Raw genomic sequence first — 20,638 nt, 5'->3', positions numbered from 1 at the left:
GCGGCGAGTCCTACCGAGTCAAAAACGCGTTGATGAAATGAGCAGACAGCTGAAATGGCCTAAAAACGCGCCGCAGTGGCCTGATTCTTAGCGCCGAAATGGCCTACTTTAACTTGACGAAACACACGCAAAGCTGGCCATCCCGGCAACGGACTCCTCGTTCGAGCGGCCTTGCAGAAGGCACTCCCGGTGGTCAACGTGTTTGAAGAGGCCGCCTACTGGACAGCGGCCAGTGATGACGCGGGGAACCGTCTCAGTGGCGAGCATGCGTATCGCCTTCATTTCCCGGCAGGTCAGCTTCCACCGAATGATGCCTTCTGGTCACTTACCGCGACGGACACCGTCGGCTATATGGTCAACGCCCCAACCGGGCGGGCAAGCGTGAATGACCACTCCGGTCTCGTGACGAACGCCGACGGCTCAGTGGACATTCTGCTCCAGCCGCACCAGCCATCCGGTGCGGCGCAGAACTGGGTAGCGACACCGCCCGGCCGGTTCAAGCTCATGCTCCGCGCCTACCTCCCCGGAGCGGCCATCGTAGACGGCCGGTACCAGGTTCCTCCGGTCATACGGGTGCCGTCATGAATCGCTTCATCCTGAAATATGCCACTGCGGTGACGATCGCCATCCTGGCAATCTTCGCGTGGGTCACCTCCAGGCGAATTTCGGCCGGTGGTCTGGGCTCGATCATTGTGCTGGCAGCGACAACTGCGGCCATCTGGGTGATCGGTACGTTCGTCTTCATCTACTTCTGGCCGCGGATTACGTTGGGCGGCTTTAAACGAATATTTATCCGGCACGGGCTAGGCGAGGGACCGATCCCAGTGAACACGATTTATGCCGTACCAGAGAGCCCGTCCCAGTCCGCCTTGTCCGGAAGCGTCATCGCGACCGGCACCGATGACGTCCTTTACTTTGGCGGCTGGTTGGATGTCAGCGCCGGACCACGAGTGCTGCACGTGCCCGAGATGGAACAACGCTATTACAGCGTGCAATTCACCGACCCGACCAGCGGCGCCAACTTCGCCTACGTGGGCAAACGTACCACCGGAACCAGTAGCGGCGACTTCCTCCTCTGCGCACTCACATGGCACGGCAGTACGCCACCTGGCATGACCCGGATCGACGTTCCTCACAACGCCGCCCTACTGATCGGCCGGGTTTTCGTCGCCAACGAAAATGACCGCCACACGGCATACGAACTCGCGAAGCTAATCCAACTCAGACCAACAAAAAGACCGTGAGCAATTCGCGAGCACCGCATGTCCCCGGAACACGCCACCCACAAGGCGTGCGTTCAGGGATCTCCGTGCGGGCTGCGCCGTGCGCCAGATTGCGCTGTGAAAACGCCGCCAATTACGCCAAAAGGCACAGACCAGCTCGCCATCGGAGCGGTAAACCTGCCCGGCGGGCCAAAGCATCCCCCTGCTGATCTCGTTGCCGGTCTGAACAACGTCTGCTGGCGTACCCTGCTGGTCTAAGGCGCCGACGACGATGCGGGTGTAGCTTTCTACGGCACTGAGCAGTTGGGCGTCGTCAAACATTCGCCATGATTTGGGCATCGATTGCGATTTACCGTCGGCCCAGGTGTCCGAGTAGTGCAAACTTAGGATGATGCGCAGGCCAGCATCGCGCGCCCGACGCGCCATTACGAGCGTCTCGGCGAGCCCACTAGTCCCGGGAAGGGGGTTGACCCACAACCGCAATCGGAGGGTGTTGGCACCACGGCTGGCAAGCAGTTGTTCGATTGGACGAACACCGGCGGCATCCCGGACCGCCGTGCCAATGGCCACCTCCTGCAGAGTGAAAGAGATGTCAGCGCCCCGGACACTCAAGCTACTCACCGGAGCCGCTGACGCGCCGGTTGCTGGGCTCTGGTCCTTCGTTTTCCCCGCTGCGCCCGCGGTTCCAGCCAGCACCCTCCCCTGCGAACGCCCGCTCGACGCTGGACATCGACCGCATGCCGCCGACCCTTGGTCGAGGGTCGGCGGCGGTTGTCCAGACCGTAGCGATGCAGTGATGCTTAGATGTTGAAGCCCAGGGCCCGCATCTGGTCCCGACCGTCGTCGGTGATCTTTTCCGGCCCCCACGGCGGCATCCACACCCAGTTGATCCGCCACTCGTCGACAAGATCGCTGACGGAGCTCTCGACCTGCTCTTCAATAACATCCTGCAGCGGGCATGCCGCCGTGGTCAGGGTCATGTCGATGAGCAGAGCACCGTCCTCGGCATAGCGCAGGCCGTACAACAGGCCCAAATCGACCACATTGACGCCCAGTTCGGGGTCAATGACATCCTTGAGGGCTTCTTCTACGTCCTCAAGGTTCGTCTGTGCCGGATTGGCTGGGGTGGTGCTGGTCTCAGTCATGATTCCTTCTGACATTTATCCATCCTCGCGGATGAAATTAGGCTTGGGCTGCTGCGGGCAGGAAGCGGTCATAGCCTTCTGCTTCAAGCCGGTCCGCCAGCTCTGGACCGCCCTGCTCGGCAATGTTGCCGTCAACAAAGACATGGACAAAGTCCGGCTTAATGTAGCGCAGGATGCGGGTGTAGTGGGTGATCAGCAGCGTGCCCATGGTGCCGTCTTCGTTGGCGCGCATGACACCCTCGGACACAACCTTGAGGGCATCCACGTCGAGCCCAGAATCGGTCTCGTCCAGGATTGCGAATTTGGGCTTGAAGAGCTCCAACTGCAGAATCTCGTGCCGCTTCTTTTCACCTCCGGAGAAACCCTCGTTGACGTTGCGTGCGGCAAACTCGGGTTCGATCCGGAGCTGGGCCATGGCGTCCTTGACGTCCTTGGTCCAGGTCCGCAGTTTAGGGGCCTCGCCATCAATTGCCGTCTTGGCAGTGCGCAGGAAATTGGTCACCGTTACCCCCGGAATTTCGACCGGGTACTGCATGGCCAGAAAAAGTCCCGCGCGGGCGCGCTTGTCAACGCTCATCGCCAACACATCTTCCCCGTCCAGGGTGATGGAACCGCTGTCCACCACGTAGCGGGGGTGGCCCGCAATCGTGGATGCAAGAGTGGATTTGCCGGAACCGTTGGGCCCCATAATGGCGTGCGTCTCACCCGAGTTGATGGAAAGGCTAACGCCCTTGAGAATCGGCTTTTTGCCCTGCTCAGTGTCGATACTGACGTGCAGGTCCTTGATTTCCAGAGTAGACATACCCTAATTTCTCCTTTTAAGCTTCGAGTTCCGGGGCGGCAACCCCGTTAAGAATGTTTTCCACGTCCACGTACACGTTCCCGCTGTCCACGGCCAGCGCAAACACGGGTATCGGCTCGTAAGCCGGCAACGTCAGTGCTTCGCCGGTGCGCAGATCAAACGAGCTCCCGTGCGCCCAGCACTCAATGGTCTGGCCCTCGACGTCTCCCTCGCTGAGGGAAATTTCCCCATGCGAGCAGGCGTCGCCGACGGCGAACAGATTCCCCTCGGAGTCTTTAACCACAGCAACGGCAAAACCGTCCACCTCAAGGCGCACGGCGCTTTTGAGGCCCACGTCGCCTACGGTGCAGACAAGACGGCCGGCCGGTTGGCGGTATTCCGAGGGGGCACTCATCAGAGCGAGCCCGCCTTCAATTCGTGTTCAACTGCGTCCCGGAGCCGCTCTTCGAGGGCCGGAACCTTGATCTGCTGAATAATTTCGTTCAGGAAGCCACGGACCACCAGGCGCCGTGCTACGTCCTCGGGAATTCCGCGGGCCTGCAGGTAGAACAGCTGCTCGTCGTCGAACCGGCCGGTGGCACTGGCGTGCCCGGCGCCCTCGATCAGTCCCGTTTCTATCTCCAGGTTTGGCACGGAGTCCGCCCGCGCGCCCTGCGTGAGGATCAGGTTTCTGTTCATTTCGTAGGTGTCGGTACCCTCGGCTTCCTTGCGGATCAGCACGTCGCCAACCCACACCGAGTGCGCATCCTTACCCTGAAGCGCGCCCTTATAGGTAACGCGTGATTTGCAGTTGGGCACCGAATGGTCAACGAAAATCCGCTGCTCAAAGTGCTGGCCGGCGTCGGCAAAATACAGACCATACATTTCGACGTCGCCGCCGGTACCCGCGAAACGGGCCGAGGGATTAATGCGGACCAGGTCCCCACCAAGGTTGACCACAACGTGCTTGAGCTTGGCGTCGCGGCCGATCTTCATCTGCTGGGAGCTGGCGTGCGTGGTGCCGTCTGCCCAGTCCTGAATGCTGACCACTGTCAGCCGGGCGCCGTCCGCCACCAGAATTTCGACATTCTCGGATACAACGGCCGAGCCGCGGTGATCAAGGACGACGACGGCGTCAGAATTGGCCTTGGCGTGCACAAAGACGTGGCTGGCTGCCGGAGCATGTCCCGCCCCGGTCAACGTCACCGTGGTGACCTGCTCCTCGGAGCGGCCGTCAAAATTGGCCGGAACGGTGATGACGGTGGCCTCGGCGAAGGCACCCCACGCGGCGGCAGAGACGCGGTCGTCGGGAATGCCCGCACTTCCGATCCGTGCGTCCTCCCGGCCCACGGTTTCGATGGTCACAGCATCGGGCTTTAGGACTTCCACGGTGGGGGCTGCGCCGTCGAGCGCCAGCCTGTCCAATCCGCGCAATCGCTTCAGCGGCGTGAACCGCCAGTCCTCTTCGCGTCCCGTGATCGCCGGGAAATCAGCCACCTGATATGAGGTCAGCCGTCCGGCCCGTGAGCTGTCCGGAATACCCGCGCCTGCCCCGTGACTGTGCGACTTCGCTGCCGCGCCGCCGAGCGGGGAGGACACCGGGTTGATCTCGGAGAGCTGCTCACCCTCCTCGTCCATACCCGCGATCCGGCGAATATTGCTGGCGGCGGATGTTTCCTTTGTCAGTTCAGCGTTGGTCATTAACCCACCGCCCCTTCCATTTGAAGTTCGATCAGCCGGTTAAGCTCCAGGGCGTACTCCATCGGCAGCTCACGTGCAATCGGTTCAATAAATCCGCGCACAATCATCGCCATGGCCTCGTCCTCAGGCATTCCGCGGGACATCAGGTAGAACAGCTGCTCCTCGCTCACCCGGGACACCGTTGCCTCGTGTCCCATGGAGACATCGTCTTCGCGGACGTCGACGTACGGATACGTGTCGGAGCGGGAAATCGTGTCCACCAGCAAGGCATCGCAACGGACGGTGTTGGCCGAATGCGTTGCGCCCTCACGGATCTGCACCAGGCCGCGGTATGCCGAACGGCCACCGCCGCGGGCCACCGATTTGGAAATAATGGACGACTTCGTGTTCGGCGCAATATGCACCATCTTGGACCCGGTGTCCTGGTGCTGGCCCTCGCCGGCAAAGGCGACCGAGAGGGTTTCACCCTTCGCATGCTCGCCAACCAAGTAGACGGCCGGGTACTTCATGGTCACCTTGGAGCCGATATTGCCGTCGACCCACTCCATGGTCGCACCCTCATGCGCAATGGCACGCTTCGTTACGAGGTTGTACACGTTGTTCGACCAGTTCTGAATGGTCGTGTACCGTACGCGGGCACCTTTTTTGACGACGATTTCGACAACGGCGGAGTGCAGCGAGTCCGAAGTGTAAATCGGTGCGGTGCAGCCCTCGATGTAATGAACGTAGCTGTCCTCATCCGCGATGATCAGCGTGCGCTCAAACTGGCCCATGTTCTCCGTGTTGATGCGGAAGTACGCCTGCAGCGGGATCTCAACGTGAACGCCCTTGGGCACATAGACGAACGACCCGCCGGACCATGCCGCGGTATTGAGCGAGGCGAACTTGTTATCCCCCACCGGAATGATGGTGCCGAAGTACTCACGCATGATCTCCGGGTGTTCCTTCAACGCGGTATCCGTGTCCAGGAAGATCACGCCCTGCCGTTCCAGGTCCTCGCGGAGCTGGTGGTAGACCACCTCGGACTCATACTGGGCCGCGACGCCGGAAACCAGACGGCTGCGCTCGGCCTCTGGGATACCGAGCTTTTCGTACGTGTTCCGGATGTCCTCCGGGAGGTCCTCCCACGATTTGGCCTGCGACTCCGTGGAGCGGACAAAGTATTTAATGTTGTCGAAGTCAATGCCGGAGAGGTCGGCACCCCAGGTAGGCATGGGCTTGCGGTCGAAATACTTCAGCCCCTTCAGGCGTAGATCCAGCATCCACTCCGGCTCGCCTTTTTTGGCCGAAATATCCCGCACCACGTCCTCATTGATGCCGCGGCGGGCATTGTCGCTGACCTCGTTTTTGTCCGACCAGCCGAAGGCATAATTACCGATGCCTTCCAACTCCGGGTTGTTTTCCAGGATGTGCGAAATCGTGGTGTCCTCGACAACACTCTTTGCGCCTACGTCGTGCGCTATTTGATCAGTCATCACGGCCTTTCTTGCTGATGGTTGGATGCTTCACTAAGCGGCCGGGCCCCGGGGCCTGCCACAACGGCCGGCCCCCTGACCCGTCCCGTTGGTATATGGGTCGTGCAGACATGCCCGCCGCGGGCCAGCGTCGAAAGCCGACGCACATCCACTCCGAGCAAGCGGGCAAAAACTTCGGTTTCCGCGTCGCAGAACTGTGGAAATTCTGTGGCGAGCTCTTGAACCGGGCAATGTCCCTGGCACAACTGCTGGGCAGACAGTGCCGACGCGCCGTGGATAGTCGCCGCTGATGCCACGAAACCATCACCGCTGAGGGCCTCGGCCAGCGCGCGGGATCGTTTCGCGACATCGGACCCGGCTGCCTCCACGATAGGCAGATAGCGCCGTTCCATCCCGGCAAAGCGGCTGGCGGCAAAATCCTTGACGGCGGCGTCGCCGCCGAGAAGGGAAAGCTGCTCCAGAGCCGTGCGGGCTATCTCCAAATAGTCGTCACCGAGTTCACTTTGCCCCCGCCGCGACAGCACGTAACGGCGGGCCGGCCGGCCGGCGCCGGATTTGGCGTTGCTGATCAGCTTGACCTCGATGACACCTGCATGGGACAACGTGTCCAAGTGCCGGCGGACGGCTGCTGGGGTTAACCCCAGCAGTGTTCCAAGCTGGGCGGCGCTTACCGGCCCATGCTCCAGGACGGCTGCCCGTACCCGGTCTCGGGTCCGTTCATCGCTTTCGGCCAGCGGACCGGACCTGTGTCCGTGAGGCGGCTCGACCGGCGGTTGGCTAGCTGGCAAACTCACGAAGCACCTCCACTCCCTGCTAAATCAAAAATTGCTGGATCAATTATGCCTGGATCAAAAGTCTGCGCCGGACTGAGGACACGTCGATTGACTGCATATATTAGACAACACAATCATGATCTAATTTAGTCCCGCTGGCCAGTAAGGTTAACCTACCCGAAGCACCGCACGGCCAGGCTCACTGCCCGTCTACTACATCCCGTAGAATGGCCCTGTGTCAAAACCTACCGCCCCCGCCCTGATCATCGACGGCTTGATCCGCGATGTCGGCCCGATCCCCGCATTGGACGGCCGCATGAAACGCATCATCAGCGGCGTGTACCTCACCGCTCGGTTCGGCCAGGTGACGGCACTGCTAGGGGCAAACGGAGCCGGCAAGACCACCACGATTGAATGTGCACAGGGGCTGCAGCGCCGCGATGGCGGAACGATCTCGCTGCTTGGCGAGGACCCGGACAAGCCTAGCGCCGCTCTTCGTGCCAGGGTGGGAGTCATGCTGCAGGATGGCGGCCTGCCTCCGTCCGCGCATCCGCTCCCGCTGCTGCGGCATGTGGCCCAAATGTATGAGTCCCCGCGCTCCGTCGACGAGTTGGCGGACCGGCTGGGCATCAGGGCCTTCGCCGACACGGCAATCCGCAGGCTCTCCGGCGGGCAGAAACAGCGGGTGGCTCTGGCGGCAAGCCTGGTCGGCAACCCTGAAGTCCTCTTTTTGGACGAACCCAGTGCCGGGCTGGACCCGCAGGCCAGGCTGATGGTTTTTGACCTGATCCGCGAACTGCGGGACGAGGGCCTGGCCATCATTTTGACCACTCATCTACTCGATGATGCGCAGAAATTAGCAGATTACGTCTACATCGTCGACGCCGGCGCCACCGTTGCTGCCGGAACCGTCGCGCAGTTGCTCAGCCAGGCCACGTCGGCGGAAGCGCAACGCACCGTCACCTTCGAGGCGCCCCCGGGGCTCGATCCTGCCGCGGCGCTTCGCCGCGAATTGTCGGTGAGCCAGACGCGGCCGGGGAGTTACTCCGTCACCGGCGCCCTGGAACCCGGTGATCTGCTCGAGCTCGCCCGATGGTGGGCGGCTCTGGACGTCATGCCCACCTCCTTGCACCTGGCCTCGCGATCCCTGGAGGACGTATTCCTGGCACTGTCCGGAACGGAGCTTCGATGACTCTTCCCGCCACGCGCCCGCTCTCGGCCCGCTCGAAGCCGGCGGCCCTGGGCCGCCGGATCATGCTGCAGGGCCGCTACGAAACACTGACCATGCTGCGCAACGGTGAGCAGTTGATCTTGGCAATAGTGCTGCCGCTGATGGTCCTGGTGGCATTGGCCGTCACTCCCCTGCTCGATGGTCTTGGTGCCAGCCGCATCAACGTAGCCACCCCCGGGGTGCTGGCACTGTGTGCAATGTCCACGGCCTTCACCGGTCAAGGCATAGCCACCGGATTCGACCGCCGCTACGGCGTGCTGCGTTTCCTGTCCACCACCCCGCTGGGCAAGGGCGGCCTGATTGCCGGCAAGGTGCTGGCCGTGCTCGCGGTACTGGTGCTGCAGGCAATCGTCGTCGCCGCCGTCGCCCTCTTCCTGGGGTGGCAGCCGCCCCTGGCAGGCATCCTGCTCGGCATCCCGCTGCTGGCTCTTGGTGCCGTAGCCTTTACCGCTCTGGGCCTGCTGGTGGCCGGCACGGTCCGCCCGGAAGCCACGCTGGCCATCACGAATCTGTTGTGGATACTGTTCGGCGCCTTGGGCGGCATAGTACTGCCGCCCACCCGCCTGCCGGACACAGTGTCCGCCGTCGTGCATTTCCTTCCCTCTGGCGCGCTGGGTGAGGCCATGCGGGGTGCGCTGGTGCACGGCGAGTTCAATATTTTGGCAGTTGTAGTCTTATTAGGGTGGTCGGTTGTGGCCTCCGCAGCGGCAATTCGTTGGTTCAAGTGGAGTTGAGATCGTGACCGTTTTCCAAGAAAAGACCGGACAGACCCATGCGCAGCGGCGCGGCCTTCGGGCCAGGCTGCCGCGCAACGTCACACCCGCCCTGCGTCGGCTCTCCGTGGCCTCACTGATCGGTCAGTCCGTCCTGATCGTCAGCGGGGGCGCGGTCCGGTTGACGGCCTCCGGCCTCGGTTGTCCCACCTGGCCCCGCTGTACCGCCGGTTCGCTGGTGAACACACCGGAAATGGGAATCCACGGCGTCATCGAGTTCGGTAACCGTACGCTGACCTTTGTGCTGGCCCTTGTTGCGGCCCTAATGCTGGTCTTCCTGTGGAACCTGCGCAAGGAACGCAAGGACTTGTTCTGGCTCGCGTTCGGATTGCTGGCCAGCATTCCAGTCCAGGCCGTCATTGGCGGGATTTCCGTGCTCATGCAGCTCAATCCGTGGGTGGTGGGGCTGCACTTCCTGGTCTCCGCGGCCCTGGTCATTTTTTCAATGCTCCTGGTGAACAGGACCTACGGCCGAACCGGGGCGGGTGCGCCTGAGGTTCACCGCCGTCCGGCCAAAACCATCCGCCAGCTGGCCGTCGTCACCTCCGTGTGCACCGGTCTGGCCGTGATGCTCGGCGTGATGGTGACCGGATCCGGTCCGCACGCCGGGGATGCCAATGCCCCCCGCAATGGGCTCAATTCCGATCTGATCACCCGCATGCATGTGCTGCCTGTGTACGTTTTGGTGATCAGCGCCGTGGTGCTGCTCGCCCTGCTGTGGCGGCGCGGAACCACGGATCTGCTCCGCCACGGAGCGATCCTGCTGGTGGCTGCTGTGCTGGCTCAAGGGGCGATCGGCTACGCCCAGCACTTCACCGGACTGCCCCCGGTCTTGGTAGGCCTGCATATGCTTGGCGCCGCGACTCTGCTGGCTGCCTCCACGAACTTCACTGACCTCGCAGTCTCCCGCCGGCGCCGCTAAGAACCGCTCAAGGGCCAAATGACGCCCGTTCCCCGACATTACGTGGGGAGCGGGCGTCATTTATGGGGACAGGCGTCCAAGGATTTAGGTAGATGACGGCGCATCTAGGGCGCCCCCGTCGACGACGGCAAACCTGGGGTGCCGCTGCCGTAGGCCCCGGCGATGCAGCCCGGAATGGCAGGACTGGACAGCGGTCAGCCGAAGAGTGGTGAACCGACGAACGGGTCGACGGCCAAGGCCAGGAAGACCAGCGTCAGATAACTGATCGAGCCGTGGAACACTTTCATGGCTCCCTTGTTAGTGACCTCGTCGTGGCGGGCATGGTTGTACAACTTATGCGCCTCGTACAGGAACCACACGCCCGCCGCCAGTGCCACCACGCTGTAAACGATGCCGGCCCGGCCCAGCGGGATCATCAGCAGCGAGCAGACCACCATGGCCCAGGTGTAGAGAACTACCTGAACCGCGACGATCTTAGACCCCGCGATGGCACCGAGCATCGGAACCTTTGCGGCATTGTAGTCATCGCTGTAGCGCATCGACAGCGGCCAGTAGTGCGGCGGCGTCCACAGGAAGATCACCATGAACAGGATCAAGGCCGGCCAGTCAAGGGAGTTTGTGACGGCTGCCCAGGCAATGAAGACTGGCATGCAGCCGGCGGCCCCGCCCCAAACAATGTTCTGCGAGGTGCGGCGTTTGAGGATGAGCGAGTACACCACGACATAAAGAAAGATAGCCACGACGCCGAGCATTCCCGTGAGCGGATTCGCCCCGAACCACAGGATCGCAATGGCAGCACCGGCCAGAATCCAAGCGAAGATCAGCGCCTCCCGCGGCGACACGGCGCCGGTCACCAGCGGCCTGTTTTCCGTCCGGTGCATGAGTTTGTCGATATCGCGGTCGATATAACAGTTGAAGGCGCCCGAGCTACCCGCAGCCAATGCGCCGCCGACCATTGTCGCGACCATCAGCCAAACATCCGGGACGGCCCGGGCGGCGAAAAACATGGTCGGCAAGGTGGTGACCAGCAACAGCTCGATCACCCGGGGTTTAGTCAGGGCGACGTAGGCCTTGACTTTGCCGCCGAACCCGAGGCTGCCCCTCGGGAGGGTGGGGGCGATCGGGGTATCAGTTGCACTCACGGAAGGTCACCATGTTCTATCTGCGTCGTTCTAGCTGCGTCGTTCTAGCTGTGTCGTTCAGTGGCCCATTGTCCGGGCCGGGCGGCACCGCCGAAGTCAATCGAGGTAAGCCCAGAGGCCAAAGCCCAAAGTATCCCTATTATCATAGCCGGGATCGCCCTCTGGGCCCGCGTCCGGCCGCCGATGGTTTGATAACCCGAGGTTCGGCAACGTTACGCGCTGGTGAGCTGCACGCCGTCGGACTCAGTGTGCCCCCGATGCCTTTAGGGCTAAGCTGGAAAGTAGTGAGTAAAGATCTGTTTCGACGGTGAACAGCAGCTGCTGACGGGGAACTGCAGGATCTCCCCGCGGTGGAGGGGTGCCGTAGGGTGCCTGCGCGTGATCCGTACACACCGAACGAGAGGGCCCCGTACGTGGCACATCTGGAAGAAGAAGCACTGTCATGGACCGATTTGGATCAACGCGCCGTGGACACGATCCGTGTGCTCGCGGCGGACGCGGTGCAGAAAGTCGGCAACGGACACCCGGGGACAGCCATGAGCCTGGCACCGGCCGCTTATCTTCTGTTCCAGAAGCTGCTCCGCCACGACCCGTCGGACCCGCAGTGGACCGGCCGCGACCGTTTCGTTTTGTCTCCCGGACACACTTCACTGACGCTCTACATTGAATTATTCCTCTCCGGCTACGGCCTGGAGTTGAAGGACCTGGAAGAATTGCGGACGTGGGGCTCCAAGACCCCGGGCCACCCCGAATACCGGCACACCAAGGGTGTGGAAATCACCACTGGCCCGCTGGGTCAGGGACTTGCGTCCGCCGTCGGCATGGCGTTTTCCCAGCGCCGTGACCGCGGCATGTACGATCCGGACGCGTCGGCCGGGACGAGCCCCTTCGATCATGTGATTTGGGCGTTCGCGTCCGACGGCGACATGCAGGAGGGCGTGACGAGCGAGGCCAGTTCGCTGGCCGGACACCAGGAACTGGGCAATATGGTGGTCCTTTACGATCAGAACCATATTTCCATTGAAGACGACACAGACATCGCCTTCTCCGAAGACGTGCTGATGCGGTATGAAGCGTACGGCTGGCATATTCAGCGGGTCGATTGGACCAAGACCGGCGAATACGTTGAAGACGTCCAGGAGTTGTATTCTGCTCTGCTCGCGGCCAAGGCGGAGACGTCCAAACCGTCGATCATTGCCCTGCGCAGCATTATCGGCTGGCCGGCCCCTACCTTGCAGAACACGGGCAAAGCCCACGGTTCTGCGCTGGGTGCCGACGAGGTTGCCGCCACCAAGAAAGTGCTCGGCTTCGACCCGGAGAAGTCCTTTGTGGTGGAACCGGAGGTTTTGGCGCACGCCCGAGAAGTCAAGACGCGCGGCCGGGAACTGCGCGCCGACTGGGAAAAGCGTTTCGCAACCTGGAAGGAAGCGCACCCGGAACAAAACAAGACCCTGGAACGCATTGCCGCCCGGAAGCTGCCGCAGGGATGGGACCAAAAACTCCCTGCTTTCAAGGCCGGCGAGGATGTGGCAACCCGCAAGGCGTCCGGGAAGGTGCTGAACGCGATTGCCGCGGAGCTGCCGGAACTATGGGGCGGCTCGTGTGACCTGGCCGAATCGACCAACACCGCTTTCGAGGGAGGCGCGTCGTTTATCCCGGCAGGCAAGCAGACCGAGCTGTGGAAAGGGAACCCCTACGGGCGGACCCTGCACTTCGGTATCCGGGAGCACGCGGCGGCAGCGATTGTCAACGGAATTGTGATGCACAGCAGTTCCCGGGCCTTCTCCGCTACCTTCCTGATCTTCAGCGACTACCAGCGGCCTGCGGTCCGGCTCGGCGCGCTGATGGGTGTTCCGTCGATCTACGTTTGGACGCATGATTCGATCGGACTCGGCGAGGACGGCCCGACCCACCAGCCGGTGGAGCAACTCGCATCATTGCGGGCAATTCCGGGCCTGGACGTCGTCCGTCCCGGCGACGCCAATGAAGTTTCCATCGCCTGGCGGACCATTTTGGAGAACAGCGACAATCCCGCCGGTATTGTCCTGACCCGTCAGAACGTCCCCACCTTCGACCGCGGCGAGGGGGAAGCGGACGGTGACACCTTCGGCTCATCCGAAGGAGTGGCACGCGGTGGTTACATCCTGGCGGAAGCGTCCGACGGCGGCAGGAGTGTGACGCCGCAGGTCATCATCATCGGCACGGGCTCTGAGGTTCAACTTGCCGTGCAGGCCCGGGACGCGCTGCAGGCCCAAGGCATCCCCACCCGCGTCGTCTCGATGCCCTGCCTGGAATGGTTCAACAAACAAGATGCCCAGTACCGCGAGCTGGTTCTGCCCATCGCCATCAAGGCACGCGTATCCGTGGAGGCCGGCATCGCGCAGTGTTGGCACCAGCTGGTGGGAGATAACGGACGGACAATTTCGCTGGAGCATTTCGGCGCATCGGCCGACTTCAAAACCCTCTTCCGCGAATTCGGCATTACCGCGGAGGCAGTCACCGCAGCAGCCAAGGAGTCTCTCGCTGCGGTCAACGGCGGATCCGGCTCCCCCGCTCAGGAATCCCTGAGCAAATCCTCGGCAGCCCCGTCCGGCGCCGAATCGTCGTCCACCGGGGATCAAAAGTAGCGTCAGCACTTATTACAGTGCGATCTTTAAATGCAGTGCGATCTTGAATACAGCGCGATCTAAGGAGCCAACAGCAATGACCACCACCCATTCCGAACAGACCAACCGGACCTCCACCACAGCTGCGCTGTCCGATGCAGGGGTTTCGATCTGGCTCGACGATCTCTCCCGCGAGAGCATCGTGACAGGAGACCTACTCAAGCTGATCAAGGAGACCAACGTCGTCGGCGTCACTACAAACCCGACCATCTTCGCCGGCGCGCTGGCTAACGGAGAGGCCTACGCCAGCCAGGTCGCCTGGCTGGCCGCTGCCAAGGTGGATCTGGACACTGCCGTTTTCGAGATCACCACCGACGACGTCACCGCCGCCTGCGACGTCTTCGCGGCGACAGCCGAGGCGACGGACGGAGTCGACGGCCGCGTCTCCATCGAGGTCGACCCGCGGCTGGCCCGCTATACAGCCGGCACCGTGGAAAACGCCAAGAAACTCTTTGACAAGGTGGGCCGTTCCAACGTGTTCATCAAAATCCCCGCCACCGAAGAAGGCCTTGGTGCCATCACCGCAACTTTGGCCGCCGGAATCAGTGTCAACGTCACGCTGATTTTCTCGTTGGACCGGTACCGCGGGGTCATTAACGCGTTCATGCTGGGGCTGGAGCAGGCGAAGGAAAACGGCCACGACCTGGCACACATCCATTCCGTGGCGTCGTTCTTCGTGTCCCGCGTGGACAGCGAAATCGACAAACGGCTGGACAAGATCGGTGGCGCGGAAGCCGCGGCTCTCAAGGGCAAAGCGGGCGTTGCCAACGCTCGCCTGGCCTACCAGATCTACCAGGAGCAGTTTGCCTCCGAGCGCTGGCATCTGCTGGCCGACGCCGGCGCCAAGACGCAGCGTCCGCTGTGGGCTTCCACGGGAGTGAAGGATCCGTCCTATCCAGACACCATGTACGTCACCGGGCTGGTGGCCGAGAACGTGGTGAATACGGTTCCGCGCAAAACCCTCGCCGCCACCCAGGACCACGGTGAGGTCACGGGCGACACGATCACCGCCGGTTATGCTGATGCCAATACGGTGCTGGATCAGCTGGAAAAGGCCGGCGTCCCCTACAACGACGTCGTGGCCCAGCTGGAGGCCGAAGGCGTGGACAAATTCATCGTGAGCTGGAACGAACTGCTCGAAACAGTGCAGAAGGCCTTGGACAAGTCCACGGGTTCTGCTCAGTCGGAGGCGTAATTTCATGGCATCCTTAGGCTTCGAGGCAACGGGAGCCGCCCAGCGGGCGGTCGAGAAACACATTGGCACGCTAGTCGCGGAGCGCTTCGCGTCGCGGATTTTCGCGAAGGACGCTACCCTCTGGGGTCCGGATGCCGAGTCCGAGTCCGCGGTGCGGCTGGGCTGGGTAGACGCACCGGCCGTTTCAGCGCCGCTGGTGGAGCAGATCCTGGAACTGCGGGCTCAGCTGCAGGCCGACGGCGTCACGCACATCGTCTTGGCAGGCATGGGCGGCTCCTCGCTGGCCCCGGAGGTAATCACCAAGACCGCCGGCGTCGAACTGACGGTGCTGGACAGTACCGATCCGGAGCAGGTCCGGGCAGCGCTGGCGGAACGCCTGAGCGAGACCGCCATTGTGGTGTCCTCAAAGTCCGGATCCACCTTGGAAACCGATTCGCAGCGCCGGATCTTCGAGCAGGAACTCAGCAAGGCAGGGGTCGACGCCAAGAGCCGGATCATTATCGTCACGGATCCCGGGTCCCCTCTTGAGGCCGACGCCCGTAAGGCAGGCTACCGCAAGATCTTTACTGCCGATCCGAACGTCGGCGGCCGGTACTCGGCGCTGACGGCCTTTGGACTGGTTCCGTCCGGGCTGGCCGGCGTGGACATCCAGGCGTTGCTCGACGACGCAGAGGAGGCCGGGGAAGTTCTTCGCGATGACGCCGAGGATAATATCGGCCTCGCGCTTGGGGCTGTCCTGGGCGGGACGGATCCGCTGCGCAATAAGCTAGTGATCGTGGATGAAGGCTCCGGTATCAATGGTTTCGCCGACTGGGCCGAACAGCTGATCGCAGAGTCCACGGGCAAGCTGGGAACCGGCCTCCTGCCGGTGGTCGCGGACCGCGACTCCCCCGAGGTCACCTCGGCTGCACCGGATGTACTGGTGGTCCGGCTGATCGCGCCCGACGCGGACGTTGTCCTGGCCGATAATCAGATCGCCGTGGCCGGGGATCTGGGCACGCTGATGATGCTGTGGGAGTTCGCGGTCGCCGTGGCGGGCCGCATTCTGGGCATCAACCCCTTCGACCAGCCGGACGTTGAAGCGGCGAAGAAGGCCGCCCGCGGTCTCCTGGACAGCACCCCTGCCGCCGAACCGGCGGACTTTGTTGACGGCGCCATCGAGGTCCGCGGGGCCCCCTGGCTCGGGGACGTCCGCACCGTGGAGGAGGCGTTGGCTGCCCTCTTCGGCCAGTTGGGAACGGACGGCTACCTCAGCGTCCAGGCCTACCTTGACCGACTCACCTTCGCTCCCCTCGCCCAGGTCAGAGACGAGCTGGCGGCAGCCGTCGGACGCCCGGTGACATTCGGCTGGGGGCCAAGATTCCTGCATTCCACCGGCCAGTTCCACAAAGGCGGCCCCGCCATTGGGGTGTTTGTGCAGCTCACGGCGGAAACCAGGGAAGATCTGGCAATCCCCGATCGGCCCTTTAGCTTCGGCGAGCTCATTCAGGCGCAGGCCGCCGGAGACGCGCAGGTGCTGGCCGAACATGGCCGCCCGGTGCTCCGTCTGCACTTCACCGATCGTGCGGCCGGCGTGGAACAATTCACTTCCGTGGTGGCCGGGCTCTCCGGCCAGCTTCCCGACAGCCAAGGCAACTAAAAAATTATGCCCCAAACCGATCCAAATAAGAGTCCTAACCCGCTCCGGGACGGCCGCGACAGGCGGCTGTCCCGGGTGGCGGGCCCGTCGTCGCTCGTGATTTTCGGGGTCACCGGTGACTTGGCGCGCAAGAAACTCATGCCGGCCGTCTACGATCTGGCCAACCGCGGTCTACTGCCACCGAGCTTCGCTCTGGTTGGCTTCGCGCGCCGGCAATGGGAGGACGAAGACTTCGCGGAGGAAGTCAAAGGAGCGGTGATGGCGCATTGCCGGACGCCATTTGTCGAGAGCGTGTGGGAGCAGCTGGCCGAGGGCGTGCGTTTTGTCCAAGGCGAGTTCGACGACGACGCCTCTTTCGAGGAGCTGAAGGCAACGTTGGACGAGCTCGACGTTCAGCGAGGTACGCGGGGGAACCATGCGTTCTACCTGTCGATCCCGCCAAAGGCCTTTGAACTGGTCTGCCGCCAGCTCTCTGTGCACGGTTTGGCGCAGGCCAGGAACGATGCGTGGCGGCGGGTCGTGATTGAAAAGCCGTTCGGGCATGACTTGGCATCCGCCCGCGCGCTCAACGAGATCGTGGAATCCGTCTTTCCGCCGGACTCCGTCTTCCGGATCGACCACTATCTGGGCAAGGAAACGGTGCAGAATATTCTCGCCCTCCGCTTTGCCAATCAGTTCTTCGAACCGCTCTGGAACGCGAATTATGTTGACCATGTCCAGATCACGATGGCCGAGGATATCGGAACAGGCGGTCGCGCCGGTTACTACGACGGCGTGGGTGCGGCCCGGGACGTGATCCAAAATCATCTCCTGCAGCTCCTGGCGCTCACGGCCATGGAGGAGCCGATTTCCTTTAATGCAGCGGACCTGCGTGCGGAAAAGGAAAAGGTGCTGGCCGCCGTTAAGCTGCCGGATGATCTTTCAAAGCACTTTGCCCGCGGCCAGTTCGGCGGCGGCTGGCAGGGCGGCGAGAAGGTGCTGGGGTATCTGGAGGAAGAGGGTATTCCGGTCGATTCCACTACCGAAACGTTCGCGGCGATCCGACTGGACATCAACACCCGGCGCTGGAGCGGTGTGCCCTTCTACCTGCGCACCGGTAAACGGCTGGGTCGGCGGGTGACGGAGATCGCCGTCGTCTTCAAGCGCGCGCCCAACCTGCTGTTCACCGACAACAAGAAGGATGACTTTGGCCAAAACGCCGTCGTGATCCGCGTGCAGCCGGATGAAGGCGTCACCATCAGGTTTGGCTCCAAGGTCCCGGGGACGCAGATGGAAGTCCGCGATGTCACCATGGACTTCGGCTACGGCCATGCCTTTACCGAGTCCAGCCCGGAGGCGTATGAACGCCTTATCCTCGACGTCCTGCTTGGCGAACCGCCGCTGTTCCCAAGGCATCAGGAGGTGGAGCTGTCCTGGAAGATCCTGGACCCGTTCGAGGACTTCTGGGCCGCAGCGGGCACCCGGCCCGAGTCATATGCCCCCGGCACCTGGGGACCGGCCTCCGCCGATGAACTGCTGGCCCGTGATGGAAGGACGTGGAGAAGACCATGATCGTCAACCTGCCAGGAACCACAACCTCCAAAGTTTCTAAAAAAATCATGGCCATGCGAGAAGAGGGAGGAGTAGTCACCCTCGGGCGTGTCCTGACGTTGGTGGTGCTCACCAAGGTGGGCTTCGAGGAAGAGAACATCGAGGCGGCGAACTTGGCGAGCCGGGAACATCCCTGCCGCATCATAGTTTTATCCGAGGGCTCCGAGGAGGCAGACACGCACCTCGACGCGCAGATCCGGGTGGGTGGTGATGCCGGGGCCTCCGAGGTCATCATCCTGCGAGGTTACGGCGAACTCGCAGCGCAAAGTCAGTCTCTGGTTTCCGCCCTCTTGCTGCCCGACGCGCCGATCGTCGCCTGGTGGCCACACGGCATTCCCGACAAAGCATCGACCACGTCGATTGGACGGATAGCGCACCGCCGAATAACGGATTCGGCCAACGAACCTGATCCGCGTGCAGCGCTGAAGCACATCAGCGCCACCTATGCCGCGGGCGACACCGACTTGGCCTGGACCCGGCTGACGCACTGGCGGATCCAATTGGCTGCTGCCCTCGATCAGCTCGATCCCGAACCGGTCACCGGCTTGGTCGTTGAAGGCGCCGCGGACTCACCGAGCACCTTCCTGCTGGCCGCTTGGCTGTTTGGTGCACTCGGAGCACCCATCAGGGTCGTTGATGACCCTGCTGGAACCGGAATCCGCCGCGTGCTGCTGGAACGCGACGGCGGTAACGTGGAATTGGTGCGCCCCGGAACCGTGGAAGCGTTCTTGACCCAACCAGGTCAGCCCGAGCAACGCATTTCGCTGCCGCGCCGGACTCTGCAGGACTGCCTCGCCGAAGAACTTCGCAGGCTGGACCCGGACGAGGTCTTTGGCGAGGTCGTCACGGACGGGCTCGCACGGCTGCTGGAACATGAGAAGGCGGTAGGGCTTTGACCTCCAATCTGAGGATCAATATTCATCCGACCTTCGAAGTGCTCGCCGCCACTACGGCGGCCCGGCTGATCACCAGGCTGCTTGATGTGCAAAGTGACCGGGGCGAGGCCACCGTGGTCCTCACCGGAGGCAGCGTCGGCATCGCCACGCTCAAGGCGGTCGCCGCGTCGCCGGCGTGCCCGGCCGTTGACTGGGGACAGGTGAATTTCTGGTGGGGAGACGAGCGTTTTGTCCCTGCAGACTCCGTGGAACGTAACTGCGTACAGGCCCAGGACTCGCTGCTGGACCAGATTGGTGTTGACCCGGCCCGCGTCCATCGGATGGGTGCCTCCGATGAGTTTGCCGACCCCGCCTCAGCGGCCCAAGAGTACAGCCGCAAGCTGACCGCCGCCGCCTTGGACGAACATCAGCGCTACCACGACCGTCCGGATGAAAGCCCGGCACCGGCGCTGCCGCGTTTCGACATCCTCCTCCTGGGCATCGGCCCCGACGCCCACATTGCCTCGCTTTTTCCTGAGATGGCGGGAATCCGGACCAAAGACGCCAACGTGGTGGGGGTGGACGGCTCACCGAAACCGCCGCCGCTGCGCGTTTCGCTGACTTTGCCGGCCATCAGTTCCGCCGATGAAATCTGGCTGGTCGCCGCCGGCAGTGATAAGGCCGCAGCTGTCGGACTGGCGCTGGCCGGCGCCAATCCGGTGCAGGTTCCTGCCGCTGGTCCCCGCGGTCGGTCAAAAACCCTGTGGCTGATCGACCAGGACGCTGCCGCGAAGGTTCCGCAGCAGCTCACTATCCGGCAGGATTAGCAGCGCGCAGTTTTGCCAGTGCCTCGCTGAGCAGCTCTTCGCCCTCGGCGGCCGTCCGCCGTTCCTTGACATAGTCGAGATGGGTCTTAAAAGCGTTTTCGGCTGCACCGGATCCGGCCAAAGCCGGGGTGCTGGAGGCCCGCTGTCCGCAGCGCCGGCAGTCCCAAAACGGTGGGATCTGCATCTGCGGAAGCCGCGCGAAGACCGTGATGGTCTCGTGCCCGCTGCCGCACCAATAAGAAATCCGGATGCGGGGCACAGGCTCCGCATCCGGATTGTCATTCTGCATAGGTGACCGGCCACCAGCCGTGGCGCCCACCCGTGTACCGCTGAAACCACCGCTGATGTGAAGCACCGCAAAAACTCCCTACCTTGGGAATAGCTACTGGTACCGACTATACAGCGTGGCTTGGCTTCGTTCAGCCGGTAAAGCGCATGATCAGCCCCAAGCCAACGATGACCAGCCCCCAGGTCAGCCCCAGAATGACGGTAAATCGGTTGAGGTTGCGTTCTGCCACACCGGAGGAGCCCAGATTGGAGCTCATCCCGCCGCCGAACATGTCGGACAGGCCCCCGCCGCGTCCCTTGTGCAGCAGGATCAGGAAGGTCAGCAGGAGGCTGGTGATGCCCAGCAGGATCTGCAGAACGATTTGGAGAGTAGCCACGACGGCCTTTCAGGA

The 20,638-nt window shown here is 62.7% G+C and carries 21 protein-coding genes; 11 read left to right on the top strand and 10 right to left on the bottom strand.

Going from position 1 to position 20,638, the window contains the following annotated elements; all coding sequences use genetic code 11:
• The first annotated feature begins 189 nt into the window (after positions 1 to 189).
• Together OS914_RS10265 and OS914_RS10260 are read left to right on the top strand one after the other, a co-directional pair.
• Positions 190 to 585, top strand: a complete 396-nt coding sequence (locus OS914_RS10265) for a DUF1214 domain-containing protein (RefSeq protein WP_267545960.1) — start codon at positions 190 to 192, stop codon at positions 583 to 585.
• The gene (locus tag OS914_RS10260) at positions 582 to 1,244 is read left to right on the top strand and encodes a DUF1254 domain-containing protein (RefSeq protein ID WP_267545959.1); all 663 of its coding nucleotides are present in this window, start codon (positions 582 to 584) and stop codon (positions 1,242 to 1,244) included. Before OS914_RS10265 ends, OS914_RS10260 begins: the two co-directional genes overlap by 4 nt.
• On the opposite strand, the gene OS914_RS10255 is transcribed toward OS914_RS10260, so the two are convergent.
• The 7 genes from OS914_RS10255 to OS914_RS10225 form a co-directional block, all read right to left on the bottom strand.
• On the bottom strand, positions 1,212 to 1,844 hold the full coding sequence (locus OS914_RS10255) for a glycosyl hydrolase 53 family protein (protein ID WP_267545958.1): 633 nt from the start codon (positions 1,842 to 1,844) through the stop codon (positions 1,212 to 1,214). The genes OS914_RS10260 and OS914_RS10255 overlap by 33 nt on opposite strands.
• Positions 1,845 to 2,023: 179 nt before the next feature.
• The gene (locus OS914_RS10250) at positions 2,024 to 2,368 is read right to left on the bottom strand and encodes a metal-sulfur cluster assembly factor (protein ID WP_267545957.1); all 345 of its coding nucleotides are present in this window, start codon (positions 2,366 to 2,368) and stop codon (positions 2,024 to 2,026) included.
• A gap of 37 nt (positions 2,369 to 2,405) precedes the next feature.
• Positions 2,406 to 3,170 (bottom strand): Fe-S cluster assembly ATPase SufC, encoded by a 765-nt coding sequence (gene sufC / locus OS914_RS10245; RefSeq protein ID WP_267545956.1) that lies wholly within the window; start codon positions 3,168 to 3,170, stop codon positions 2,406 to 2,408.
• A gap of 16 nt (positions 3,171 to 3,186) precedes the next feature.
• Positions 3,187 to 3,564 (bottom strand): non-heme iron oxygenase ferredoxin subunit, encoded by a 378-nt coding sequence (locus tag OS914_RS10240; RefSeq protein ID WP_267545955.1) that lies wholly within the window; start codon positions 3,562 to 3,564, stop codon positions 3,187 to 3,189.
• Positions 3,564 to 4,850: a Fe-S cluster assembly protein SufD gene (gene sufD, locus OS914_RS10235; protein ID WP_420713926.1), complete on the bottom strand. Its 1,287-nt coding sequence runs from the start codon at positions 4,848 to 4,850 to the stop codon at positions 3,564 to 3,566. The genes OS914_RS10240 and sufD overlap by 1 nt, the downstream gene beginning before the upstream one ends.
• Positions 4,850 to 6,325, bottom strand: a complete 1,476-nt coding sequence (sufB, locus tag OS914_RS10230) for a Fe-S cluster assembly protein SufB (protein WP_267545954.1) — start codon at positions 6,323 to 6,325, stop codon at positions 4,850 to 4,852. The genes sufD and sufB overlap by 1 nt, the downstream gene beginning before the upstream one ends.
• Positions 6,325 to 7,119 carry a helix-turn-helix transcriptional regulator gene (locus OS914_RS10225; protein ID WP_420713925.1) on the bottom strand — a complete coding sequence of 265 codons (795 nt, stop codon included), beginning with the start codon at positions 7,117 to 7,119 and terminating at the stop codon, positions 6,325 to 6,327. Before OS914_RS10225 ends, sufB begins: the two co-directional genes overlap by 1 nt.
• 214 nt (positions 7,120 to 7,333) lie before the next feature.
• Between OS914_RS10225 and OS914_RS10220 the strand changes: the two genes are divergently transcribed.
• Genes OS914_RS10220 through OS914_RS10210 form a run of 3 tightly spaced genes read left to right on the top strand, consistent with a single transcriptional unit; the run spans position 7,334 to position 10,024 of the window.
• Complete coding sequence (locus OS914_RS10220; RefSeq protein ID WP_267545953.1) at positions 7,334 to 8,290, top strand: ABC transporter ATP-binding protein; 957 nt, start codon at positions 7,334 to 7,336, stop codon at positions 8,288 to 8,290.
• Positions 8,287 to 9,063 (top strand): ABC transporter permease, encoded by a 777-nt coding sequence (locus OS914_RS10215; protein ID WP_267545952.1) that lies wholly within the window; start codon positions 8,287 to 8,289, stop codon positions 9,061 to 9,063. Before OS914_RS10220 ends, OS914_RS10215 begins: the two co-directional genes overlap by 4 nt.
• A gap of 4 nt (positions 9,064 to 9,067) precedes the next feature.
• Positions 9,068 to 10,024 carry a COX15/CtaA family protein gene (locus tag OS914_RS10210; RefSeq protein WP_267545951.1) on the top strand — a complete coding sequence of 319 codons (957 nt, stop codon included), beginning with the start codon at positions 9,068 to 9,070 and terminating at the stop codon, positions 10,022 to 10,024.
• Between the two features lie 194 nt (positions 10,025 to 10,218).
• Here the strand turns inward: OS914_RS10210 and OS914_RS10205 are convergent, their stop codons facing one another.
• The gene (locus tag OS914_RS10205) at positions 10,219 to 11,166 is read right to left on the bottom strand and encodes a heme o synthase (RefSeq protein WP_267545950.1); all 948 of its coding nucleotides are present in this window, start codon (positions 11,164 to 11,166) and stop codon (positions 10,219 to 10,221) included.
• A 422-nt stretch (positions 11,167 to 11,588) separates the two neighbouring features.
• Between OS914_RS10205 and tkt the strand changes: the two genes are divergently transcribed.
• The 6 genes from tkt (at position 11,589) to pgl (ending at position 19,958) form a co-directional block, all read left to right on the top strand.
• On the top strand, positions 11,589 to 13,793 hold the full coding sequence (tkt, locus tag OS914_RS10200) for a transketolase (protein WP_267545971.1): 2,205 nt from the start codon (positions 11,589 to 11,591) through the stop codon (positions 13,791 to 13,793).
• Between the two features lie 76 nt (positions 13,794 to 13,869).
• Complete coding sequence (gene tal, locus OS914_RS10195; RefSeq protein ID WP_267545949.1) at positions 13,870 to 15,027, top strand: transaldolase; 1,158 nt, start codon at positions 13,870 to 13,872, stop codon at positions 15,025 to 15,027.
• A gap of 4 nt (positions 15,028 to 15,031) precedes the next feature.
• Positions 15,032 to 16,666: a glucose-6-phosphate isomerase gene (locus OS914_RS10190; protein WP_267545948.1), complete on the top strand. Its 1,635-nt coding sequence runs from the start codon at positions 15,032 to 15,034 to the stop codon at positions 16,664 to 16,666.
• 6 nt (positions 16,667 to 16,672) lie between these two features.
• Positions 16,673 to 18,217 (top strand): glucose-6-phosphate dehydrogenase, encoded by a 1,545-nt coding sequence (gene zwf, locus OS914_RS10185; RefSeq protein ID WP_267545947.1) that lies wholly within the window; start codon positions 16,673 to 16,675, stop codon positions 18,215 to 18,217.
• On the top strand, positions 18,214 to 19,152 hold the full coding sequence (locus OS914_RS10180) for a glucose-6-phosphate dehydrogenase assembly protein OpcA (protein WP_267545970.1): 939 nt from the start codon (positions 18,214 to 18,216) through the stop codon (positions 19,150 to 19,152). The genes zwf and OS914_RS10180 overlap by 4 nt, the downstream gene beginning before the upstream one ends.
• Positions 19,149 to 19,958, top strand: a complete 810-nt coding sequence (gene pgl, locus OS914_RS10175) for a 6-phosphogluconolactonase (RefSeq protein WP_267545946.1) — start codon at positions 19,149 to 19,151, stop codon at positions 19,956 to 19,958. The genes OS914_RS10180 and pgl overlap by 4 nt, the downstream gene beginning before the upstream one ends.
• On the opposite strand, the gene OS914_RS10170 is transcribed toward pgl, so the two are convergent.
• Both OS914_RS10170 and secG read right to left on the bottom strand, forming a co-directional pair.
• On the bottom strand, positions 19,942 to 20,247 hold the full coding sequence (locus tag OS914_RS10170; RefSeq protein WP_267545945.1) for an RNA polymerase-binding protein RbpA: 306 nt from the start codon (positions 20,245 to 20,247) through the stop codon (positions 19,942 to 19,944). The two genes, pgl and OS914_RS10170, sit on opposite strands and share 17 nt — an antisense overlap.
• 130 nt (positions 20,248 to 20,377) lie before the next feature.
• Positions 20,378 to 20,623, bottom strand: a complete 246-nt coding sequence (gene secG, locus OS914_RS10165) for a preprotein translocase subunit SecG (protein ID WP_267545944.1) — start codon at positions 20,621 to 20,623, stop codon at positions 20,378 to 20,380.
• Positions 20,624 to 20,638: the final 15 nt, after the last annotated feature.

It is taken from the genome of Arthrobacter endolithicus, assembly GCF_026627425.1.
Taxonomy (GTDB): Bacteria; Actinomycetota; Actinomycetes; order Actinomycetales; family Micrococcaceae; genus Arthrobacter_M.
This window is presented reverse-complemented; position numbering and strand designations above follow the sequence as displayed.